This window comes from Sphaerospermopsis reniformis (genome assembly GCF_005402885.1).
Lineage (GTDB): Bacteria > Cyanobacteriota > Cyanobacteriia > Cyanobacteriales > Nostocaceae > Sphaerospermopsis > Sphaerospermopsis kisseleviana.
Map to the genome: position 1 here is coordinate 24,640 of NZ_BJCE01000034.1, position 8,654 is coordinate 33,293.

An 8,654-nucleotide genomic window follows, 5' to 3' on the forward strand; every position below is an offset into this window, starting at 1 on the left:
TGAATCAGGAGGTTATTTTTAACTTTAGCTGTCAGTATGGATTTAGACAAGTTCTATGGTGATGGATATGATGAAATTTACTTATAGTTTACCAGTAGCTTTACTCTGTGCGTCTGTGGTGGTTGTTCAGTCACAAAGGGCGGTAGCTTCTATTCCTCAGCAAGTTCGGGATATTGCTGATAAAATTACAGTTCGCATTGATGGGGCTAATACTGGTTCGGGTATTATTATTAAAGGTGAAGGAAATACTTACACTGTTCTCACTTGTTGGCACGTAGTTGATAAGAGAGGAAATTATACTGTGAGGACTGGAACGGGTAAAACCTACCAAGTTAATTACAGCACGGTTAAACGAATTGGTAAGATAGATTTGGCAGAATTCCAGTTTACCAGTAATGAAAATTATCGTCCTGTGGAGATTGGTAACTCTAGTCAAGTGAGTGCGGGGAGTACGGTTTATGCTTTTGGTTGGGCTGCACCTGACCAGGTAAGTAAGGGGCGGGAATATGTGCCTTTAGAGACTACTGCCAGGGTAGTAAGTCAGCCTGTTGATGAGTATGCTTTGGTTTTAAGTAATATTGTTAAACCGGGTATGAGTGGTGGTCCAATTTTAGATGAACAGGGTCGTTTGATAGGGGTAAGTGGACTATCTACAATTGATGCGAGATTAGAAACAAGGGATTTTTTAGGGATTCCGATTGATACTTATAAACAGCTTGTATCACTATCAAGTATAAATAAGCACGGGCAAAATTCCAATAAAAAACCAGTTACAGGCGTTTCTGATTCGACAGGAACAATAAAGAAAGCCCAGGAACTGTTTAAAAAAGGTAATGAGCAGTTTAATCAATCAGACTATCAAGGTGCAATAGCTTTATATAATGAAGCTATCAAGTTTAATCCTAACTTTGCCCAAGCCTACTACAACCGGGGAAGTGTCCGTAATGATTTAGGAGATAAGCAAGGTGCTATAGATGATTTCACCCAAGCTATCAAGATTAATCCTAACCTTGCCGATGCCTACAACAACCGGGGAGTTGTCCGTAAGGAATTAGGAGATAAGCAAGGAGCTATAGATGATTTCACCCTAGCTATCAAGTTTAATCCTAACTATGCCCCAGCCTACAACAACCGGGGAAATGTCCGTAATGAATCAGGAGATAAGCAAGGTGCTATAGATGATTTCACCCAAGCTATCAAGATTAATCCTAACCTTGCCGATCCCTACAACAACCGGGGAATTGCTAAAGCTCAATCAGGAGATAGGCAAGCAGCCATAGCTGACTTACAGCAAGCTGCGCGTCTTTTTGAAAAACAAGGAAGGAAAGCCGATTCTCAAAAAGCACAGATATTAATCAAAAGACTTTGGGGATTGTTTATGATTTTTGGATATTGACGCTTCGCTAACGCACTTCCTCCACATCCCCAAACAGCGATCGCTCTCCCCCAAACCCAAAACAGCGAAGTCCTTATATTATTAACCCGGAGTTTGAATTTGGAATTAAAATTACTGGAATTGACATTTTACTTTTTTCGGAAGAAACAGTGAATTTTGTACAATTAAAAACTTTAAAAGGAACATTGACTGGTTCTCAAGTACCAAGAGCAAAAAAATAATTAAGTATTCATAAAAACCCTTTATTTATAGCAGCTTTTGATTTAGGTAAATGGACTTTTTCAGATAGAAGTAACATTCCTCGTATTGCTGGTGAAAGATTTTGGAATATGATTTCTATGGATTATGATCTGGTTGAAAATCATATAAGAGATATGTTACAGAAAATTGATAAAGCTTTTGCTGAATTGGCTACAAAATAGAAAATTGCTGATCTCTACTTAAAAAAGTGATAATTGTTCGGCTATCTCTTTACCTTTCGATTTGTTTCCATGAATTAACTTAAAGAGATAACTACCAATTTCTTTCGCAAGCAATACAGGAACTGCATTACCAATTTGTTTATATTTAGAACTTACAGAACCATAAAAAATCCAATCATCAGGAAATGTTTGAATCCTTGCAGACTCCCGCACTGTTAAACAACGTAATTCTACAGGATGACACATATCTGTAGCTTTTTGATGGGGACTTGTGGTTATTGTTGGTGAAGGTTTATCCCAGGATAATCTTCTATAAAAACCGACTTTTCCCCCTCCAGAATTATAAGCTCCTCCCATAGCTTCTTTTTTTAAATCTTCTGGTAAATGTCGCCAATTTTGTCCAGCTTTTAATAATTTCAAATACTTTAAACGATTTTCTGAATAAGACATAAATTCTGGTTCTACATCAAGTAAACCAGTTAAAGCATTTTTTAATGTTCTCCATTTAGGTAAAGTTTGACCATTTTTGCAATATTTAGGAATAGGAAATGTAGCAGTTTCACCATCTCTAGAACCGATAAATATGACACGCTCTCGATTTTGGGGTACTCCATAATCTGCTGCTTCTAATAGGTTATAAACTATGTTATATCCTATTGCTTGCATTTCTGATAATACTACTTTTAAAGCAGCACCAGGCATTTCATCAGTTTCTAAAGGTGGGTAATCTTTTCCCCGTTGATTAATTGGCCGATGACGCAGTGGAGCAGAAAGCAAACCTTTAACATTTTCCATTAAGAAAAAACGAGGTTGGACTTCTTTAACAATGCGAATAAAGTCCATAAATAAACTACCGCGAGGGTCTATTACTGAACCTCTTTTTCCTGCGGTACTAAATGGTTGACATGGTGGACCACCTGTAACTAAATCAACTTCTTGTGGTTGTAAAGCACGTCCTAAATTTAAAACTCTTCCCCCTTCTTCTAATAATTGTTGAGAGGTGACGTTTTGTATTTCTCTGGAAATTGCACTTTCTTGGAGGAATGGACGATTAAGAGCTATTGTTTTAACAGCATCACGATCTTTTTCTACTACAGTTACAGTATGAAAACCTGCTTCTTCTAATCCTAAATCTAGACCATAAGCACCTGTAAATAATGAAATAGAAATAGCTTTACCATCTATCACGGTTGTTGCTCCCAATTGTTAATATCACTAATTATATACTCCTTGAATATGCAATATTGATGATTGGTTACATCTTTTACATCTAATAATAGCAATTGTTATTGAAATGACTATGAGCTTATATTCAATTAATGAAATGCACGATAGACAAATTGCAGCAACTGCGTTAGTTTTATCTAGTAAAGGTGAAATTGTACAGTTGTTGACGTGCGATCAAAATATCACTGCGTCGGGTTTAGTTGCTAAAGCTGCTGCTGTGGTTCAAGATGCTGAAAGTTATCAAAAACTGATTGATAGACTGGAATTATTAGAATCTGTTGCTAAAATACGTCAAAGTATAAATGAGTTTGAACAAGGCGAAGGTATGCCCTTAAATCAAGCATTTGCAGAATTTAAGGAAAAATATGCCATACCGGATTGAGATTTCACCTACTGCTATTGCTGATATTGAGAGTATAGTGAAATTAAGGTAGAAAACAAGCGAAAAAATTTATGTCTAATTATCAAGAATTGTTAGAACAAGCTAAAAATCTGACTTCTGAAGAACAGCTTAAATTAGTTGAAGATTTATCTATCTTAATTCGTCAACAATGGAAAATGACACCAAAGCCAAAGCGTAGTATTTTAGAGTTACGTGGTTTAGGTAAAGAAACTTGGGAAAATATTGACGCTCAGGAATATGTCAATCAGGAGCGTGATTCATGGAATGGTTAAATGAATTACAGGATAAAATTATAGGTTTAGATACTGCACCGCTAATTTATTTTATAGAAGAAAATCCTAGCTATTTAGAAGTTACAGATGCTTTTTTCACAGCAATGTATAGAGGTGAGTTTAGTGTTGTCACGTCGGTTTTAACTGTATCAGAAGTTTTAGTTTATCCTTTACGTCCGGGAAATACAATATTAGCTCAACAATATCGTGATATTCTTTTCAATTCTCAAGGTTTAACAACTATTGAAGTTTTACCAGATATCGCTGAAAATGCAGCTAAATTAAGAGCAGATTACAATTTAAGAACACCGGATGCTATTCAAATGGCCACTGCTATTTATGGTGGTGCGTCTTTTTTCTTGACAAATGATATACGTTTACCTTCTTTACCAGGGTTAACTGTGTTGGTTTTAAATCAATTGATGAGTTAATTATTGTTAATTAAATGCAGCGATTGCACTCCCTACATCCTCAATTAAGCAGACATTAAACGCTGTGTAGGTTCAGGAATTTTTCGACCTAACTCTTGAGCAGTTTCTATCCATTCATGCATAATAATTTCTATATTTTGCAGTGCTTCTTGATAAGTTTTTCCATCAGCAGCGCATCCCGGTAAATCTGGAACTTCTGCGATAAATGCTTGGTCTTCTTCACTCCAATAAATAATAATTTCATACCGTAGAGTCATCTTGACCTCCTAGCTGATATTTGAGTAAAACTTCACGGACTTGTTTAATTTGATATGTTTTGGCTTTTCCTTGTTTGGGTTGGAGATTCAAGATTTCTTCAACTCCTTCTTTTGTAAAAATGTGGTGACTTCCACGAATTCTTTCATCAAATCCTAATTTGATTAATAGTTGACACAGTTGCTCAAAGGATATATTTGTATCAGATGCGCCTGATAAAATTTTAGCTAATAGCGTGTCTTGTTGACTCACAAGTTATGATTTTATTGGTTCAAATCTCTATAATAAACGATTTCAGCGATCGCACTTCTCTACATCCGCAAAACAGCGATCGCATCCCAAACACTCCCAAAACGCGATCGCACTCCCTCCAAAACCCAAAACAGCGATCGCACCCCAACATTTCAAAACAGCGATCGCACTTCCTCTACATCCCTAAACTCATATCTTGCACCTACAACACCCTCAACAAGCGATCAGTGTGCAGACTGTTTGACAAAAATTGACAATATTTGCCATAATAAAATAGTCAGAAAAATCAACACTTGTTAATTATGACTACAGTAAATATTTCTCTTCCCGATTCTATGCGGGATTTTATCAACGAACAGGTTGAAAAAGGTGGCTACAGTACAACCAGCGAATACATTAGACATTTGATTCGTCAAGACTTAGAAAGAGTCCAACAATCAAGAATAGAAAAGTTATTATTGGAAGGATTAGATAGCGGTGAAGGAATAGAAATTACAGATGAATGGTGGGAACAAAAACGCTCCCAACTGATTGAAAAAATTCGCAAATCATAACAATGACTAGGCGAATTATAATTAGACCAAAGGCTAGTGCTGATCTAGATGAACAGTTTGCTTACATTGCACAGAGCAATTTCGATGCAGCATTGAGTTTTTTTGATGCTACTAGGCAGACTTTTTCACAAATAGCACAACTACCGGGTATTGGTAGTGTTTATGATATTGGAAATCCTCGTTTAGTGGGTTTGCGAAAGTGGCAGGTTAAAGGATTTGAAAAATATCTAATTTTTTATTTGCAAGGGGATGAATGTATTGAAATTGTCCGGTTAATTTATGCTGCACGGGATATTTCACAGATATTAGCAGAAGAAGAATAGTTATGTTTATCAAATAGGTGATACCTTCGGTAAGCTTCGCTAACGCTCATCCTCACATCTCCAAACAGCGATCGCATCCCCTACACATTCCCAAAAGCGATCGCACATCACCAAACTTCAAAACAGCGATACCTTCGGTAAGCTACCGCTAACGCACTTTCCCCAAACTCCCAAACAGCGATACCTATAGTAAGCCACCACTAACGCTGTCAAAGTATAAAATTATGATATAATCATGGTGTAAACTTATTCAATCCTTTGTAATTTATAAATTTGCGTTATAATTTTGATTGGAATCCAGCCAAAGAAAAACAAAATATTCGTAAACATCAACTCAATTTTCGGTTGGCATCAACTGTTTTTCGTGATCAATATCAATTAAGTTTATATGATGAGGAACATAGTGATTATGAAGACAGATGGATTACTATAGGTTTAGATGAAACGGGTATTTTAAGGGTTGTTATTCATACTTTTGAACAAACAGATGAAGATTCATGTTTGATTCGTATCATTTCAGCACGAAAAGCAACTTTTAATGAACAGCAATATTACCAAGGAAGAAAACTATGAAAGCAGAATATGATTTTTCAGAAGCTGAACAAGGTAAGTTTTATCACCCTGATGCAACGTTTCATTATCCAATTTACCTTGAACCAGATGTTGATAATTTTTTCAAAAAAATCGCTCAAGAAAAAAATATTGATGTGCAAATTTTAGTCAATGAATGGTTGAGAAATAATATTAAATTAATTGAAAGTATTCAGTAATAGCGATACCTTCGGTAAGCTTTACTAACGCATTCCCACATCCCTTAAACGCGATACCTTCGGTAAGCTTCGCTAACGCACTCCCCAAACCCAAAACAGCGATCGCACTTCTCTACATCCCTAAACGCGATCGCACCCCCAACATCCCCAAAACGCGATCGCACTCCCACATCCTAAAACAGCGATCGCCTACGGCACTGGCGAAGCCAATCGCACTCCCCCCACCACCAAAAAATGATAAGATACTAATAAAATTTTATTCATATTAGACACTTATGAATGTGAGTTTTCCAATACCAAAAGAACTGGAGTCTTATCTTGAGATTCAACTTCAATCTGGCAATTATGATACTGTAGCGGACTATTTTTTGATGTTATTGCAGCAAGATAAACGGCGTAAGGATGCTCAAGCAAAATTAGCTAGTTTGTTGCAAGAAGGTTTGGACTCAGAAGCAGAACCTGTAACTCCTGAATATTGGCGGGATTTGCGCCGATCAATCTTTGGTGCAGGGTAGTAGTGAGTATGGCTTTTCAGGTAATTGTTCGCAATCGTGCTACTCAGGATATCAGACAACAAGCAAATTATATTTTGGTGAACGGTAATCGGGAATCAGCAGAGAAGTTTTTGGAATTTGTTGAGTATGCTTTTGCTCAATTGGCGATAACTCCCAATATGGGTAAGGTTGTGTTATCTTTGCCTGATATGGGAACAATTCGCCAGTGGCGGATTAAGAATTTTCAGGACTATTTGATTTTTTATAAAGTTCAAGAGGAACGGGTGGAGGTTCTACGGGTTTTACATGGGGCGAGAGATTTAGAGGACTTATTGCCATTCTTAGATGACGAAGTTTAGTTTTTTGATCGCATCCCCACACATCCCTACAGAGCGATCGCACTCCCAAACCCCCAAATAGCGATACCTTCGGTAAGCTTCGCTAACGCACTCCCCACATCCCCAAAAAGCGATCGCACTCCCTCCACATCCCTACAGAGCGATCGCACTTCCTCAAACCTCAAAACAGCGATCGCACCTTCCACATCCCCCAAACAGCGATCGCACTACCTCCACATCCCCCAAACAGCGATCGCACCTTACCTACATACCCAAACAGCGATCTCACTACCCCAAACCTCCAAAACAGCGATCGCACTTCCTACGCATTCCTAATATCTAATACAATTTCACATTATGAATCAATAGCTTTTTCCGCAGCATTAGTGAGGACTTCATTTATCCAACTCTTAACATCCACACCTGGTTTTTCCGCAGCAACATAGATTTTCTGGTGAATTTCAGGGGTTGTTTGAATATGTATATTGCCTTTAAATTGCGGTTTTATTTTTCCTTCATTTGCTTGCTTTAGCTGCACTAAATAAAACTCCGATATTTGACAATATTGAAAGTTTTCTATCTATTTCTCCCCATTTTTTAAGTGTATCGTGAATTTTTTGTTCATTTAGTAAATTCTTAGCTTGAACTTTCCATCCGTCTATTTGTTTTTTTGATAGATTTCCCATCTTGCGATATTTATTCTTAATATATGGATTAATATTTTGAATAAAATCGTCTATATCTTTTTCGCTTTCGCCAATATGGGTATCATCTCTTTGATTAATTGGTTCATCATTAAGTAATTTTTCTAGTTCTTCATAAAATATTTCAGATGATCTCAAGGAATCAATTACATAGATAATCATCTCATTTAAGATGTCTATTCTTCTTATTAGATCATTAGATAATATTTGATTAATGTTTTGGTAATATATCTGATCTGCTTCTGATTCATATTGACTCACTACCTTTTCTATTAATTCATAATAGGTAATATAGCCATCTTTTAAACCATCATTTAATAAACCTTTCGATTCTATATAGTTAAGCAGTTTTTGATCTTCCCGTAAATCATCATGAGAAATTCCATAATATTCATAGTCTGCTGGGTATAAAGTAGCTCCTTTTAGAATCTCTATTATTATTTGATAATAAATTTTAACTAAGCAAATTATCACTTCATCTTCTCTCAACTTAGCCTCGTGAAAAGTGTCGTTTCTTAATCGTCGCAGTTCTACTATAAATTGATATTGTTGTTCATCTACAACCCAAGGAAATTCTTCTTTTATAAACTTTACTCTGTCTAGAAAATTTGGTTTTATTTTAATCATTTGTTCATCAGTTATATTTAAATCATAAGGACAGTCACAAATAAAGTAATATGAGATTATATAGCAATCCTAAATGAGTTATGAACAGGGAACATAATGAAGCAGTTTGGGAAAATCAAATGTTTGGTGATTCGTAAAAAATTTAAACAACCACTTGATAATGGAAAAAGACTTGCAGAGATGCCA

General features: G+C 36.2%; 17 protein-coding genes. 11 read left to right on the forward strand and 6 right to left on the reverse strand.

Annotation, left to right across the window (positions count from 1 at the left end):
• Window positions 1-67 precede the first annotated feature (67 nt).
• A complete protein-coding gene (locus tag FFR48_RS29325; RefSeq protein ID WP_236104020.1) occupies window positions 68-1,396 on the forward strand; it encodes a tetratricopeptide repeat-containing S1 family peptidase in 1,329 nt (442 codons plus the stop codon).
• 440 nt (window positions 1,397-1,836) lie between these two features.
• Here FFR48_RS29325 and FFR48_RS07275 read toward each other — a convergent pair whose 3' ends face one another.
• Window positions 1,837-3,006 (reverse strand): DNA cytosine methyltransferase, encoded by a 1,170-nt coding sequence (locus tag FFR48_RS07275; protein ID WP_137666903.1) that lies wholly within the window; start codon window positions 3,004-3,006, stop codon window positions 1,837-1,839.
• Between the two features lie 106 nt (window positions 3,007-3,112).
• On the opposite strand from FFR48_RS07275, the gene FFR48_RS07280 reads away from it, so the two are divergent.
• The 3 genes from FFR48_RS07280 (at window position 3,113) to FFR48_RS07290 (ending at window position 4,151) form a co-directional block, all read left to right on the forward strand.
• Window positions 3,113-3,427, forward strand: a complete 315-nt coding sequence (locus tag FFR48_RS07280) for a hypothetical protein (RefSeq protein WP_236104021.1) — start codon at window positions 3,113-3,115, stop codon at window positions 3,425-3,427.
• Between the two features lie 71 nt (window positions 3,428-3,498).
• On the forward strand, window positions 3,499-3,720 hold the full coding sequence (locus FFR48_RS07285; protein WP_137666893.1) for a hypothetical protein: 222 nt from the start codon (window positions 3,499-3,501) through the stop codon (window positions 3,718-3,720).
• Complete coding sequence (locus FFR48_RS07290; RefSeq protein ID WP_137666894.1) at window positions 3,708-4,151, forward strand: type II toxin-antitoxin system VapC family toxin; 444 nt, start codon at window positions 3,708-3,710, stop codon at window positions 4,149-4,151. Before FFR48_RS07285 ends, FFR48_RS07290 begins: the two co-directional genes overlap by 13 nt.
• 44 nt (window positions 4,152-4,195) lie before the next feature.
• On the opposite strand, the gene FFR48_RS07295 is transcribed toward FFR48_RS07290, so the two are convergent.
• A complete protein-coding gene (locus FFR48_RS07295; protein WP_137666895.1) occupies window positions 4,196-4,408 on the reverse strand; it encodes a type II toxin-antitoxin system HicB family antitoxin in 213 nt (70 codons plus the stop codon).
• A complete protein-coding gene (locus FFR48_RS07300) occupies window positions 4,392-4,658 on the reverse strand; it encodes a type II toxin-antitoxin system HicA family toxin (protein ID WP_137666896.1) in 267 nt (88 codons plus the stop codon). The genes FFR48_RS07295 and FFR48_RS07300 overlap by 17 nt, the downstream gene beginning before the upstream one ends.
• A 302-nt stretch (window positions 4,659-4,960) precedes the next feature.
• Here FFR48_RS07300 and FFR48_RS07305 point away from each other — a divergent pair, with 302 nt between their 5' ends.
• The 7 genes from FFR48_RS07305 (at window position 4,961) to FFR48_RS07330 (ending at window position 7,158) form a co-directional block, all read left to right on the forward strand.
• Entirely contained in the window at window positions 4,961-5,212 is a 252-nt protein-coding gene (locus FFR48_RS07305; protein WP_137666897.1) for a type II toxin-antitoxin system ParD family antitoxin, read from the forward strand.
• Between the two features lie 2 nt (window positions 5,213-5,214).
• Window positions 5,215-5,535, forward strand: a complete 321-nt coding sequence (locus tag FFR48_RS07310; protein WP_137666898.1) for a type II toxin-antitoxin system RelE/ParE family toxin — start codon at window positions 5,215-5,217, stop codon at window positions 5,533-5,535.
• A 17-nt stretch (window positions 5,536-5,552) separates the two neighbouring features.
• Window positions 5,553-5,687: a hypothetical protein gene (locus FFR48_RS30020; protein WP_268932417.1), complete on the forward strand. Its 135-nt coding sequence runs from the start codon at window positions 5,553-5,555 to the stop codon at window positions 5,685-5,687.
• Between the two features lie 121 nt (window positions 5,688-5,808).
• On the forward strand, window positions 5,809-6,108 hold the full coding sequence (locus FFR48_RS07315; protein ID WP_096566409.1) for a BrnT family toxin: 300 nt from the start codon (window positions 5,809-5,811) through the stop codon (window positions 6,106-6,108).
• Window positions 6,105-6,305: a phospholipase D-like domain-containing protein gene (locus FFR48_RS07320; RefSeq protein ID WP_096566407.1), complete on the forward strand. Its 201-nt coding sequence runs from the start codon at window positions 6,105-6,107 to the stop codon at window positions 6,303-6,305. Before FFR48_RS07315 ends, FFR48_RS07320 begins: the two co-directional genes overlap by 4 nt.
• A gap of 275 nt (window positions 6,306-6,580) precedes the next feature.
• Entirely contained in the window at window positions 6,581-6,820 is a 240-nt protein-coding gene (locus FFR48_RS07325) for a ribbon-helix-helix domain-containing protein (protein ID WP_137666899.1), read from the forward strand.
• Window positions 6,821-6,828: 8 nt separating this feature from the next.
• On the forward strand, window positions 6,829-7,158 hold the full coding sequence (locus FFR48_RS07330; protein ID WP_137666900.1) for a type II toxin-antitoxin system RelE/ParE family toxin: 330 nt from the start codon (window positions 6,829-6,831) through the stop codon (window positions 7,156-7,158).
• A 26-nt stretch (window positions 7,159-7,184) separates the two neighbouring features.
• Here the strand turns inward: FFR48_RS07330 and FFR48_RS07335 are convergent, their stop codons facing one another.
• From FFR48_RS07335 to FFR48_RS07345, 3 genes are all read right to left on the reverse strand, one after another.
• Window positions 7,185-7,352, reverse strand: a complete 168-nt coding sequence (locus tag FFR48_RS07335) for a hypothetical protein (RefSeq protein WP_162501855.1) — start codon at window positions 7,350-7,352, stop codon at window positions 7,185-7,187.
• 140 nt (window positions 7,353-7,492) lie between these two features.
• Window positions 7,493-7,675 carry a toxin-antitoxin system HicB family antitoxin gene (locus FFR48_RS07340; protein WP_137666901.1) on the reverse strand — a complete coding sequence of 61 codons (183 nt, stop codon included), beginning with the start codon at window positions 7,673-7,675 and terminating at the stop codon, window positions 7,493-7,495.
• Entirely contained in the window at window positions 7,653-8,468 is an 816-nt protein-coding gene (locus FFR48_RS07345; RefSeq protein ID WP_137666902.1) for a hypothetical protein, read from the reverse strand. The genes FFR48_RS07340 and FFR48_RS07345 overlap by 23 nt, the downstream gene beginning before the upstream one ends.
• Window positions 8,469-8,654 lie beyond the last annotated feature (186 nt).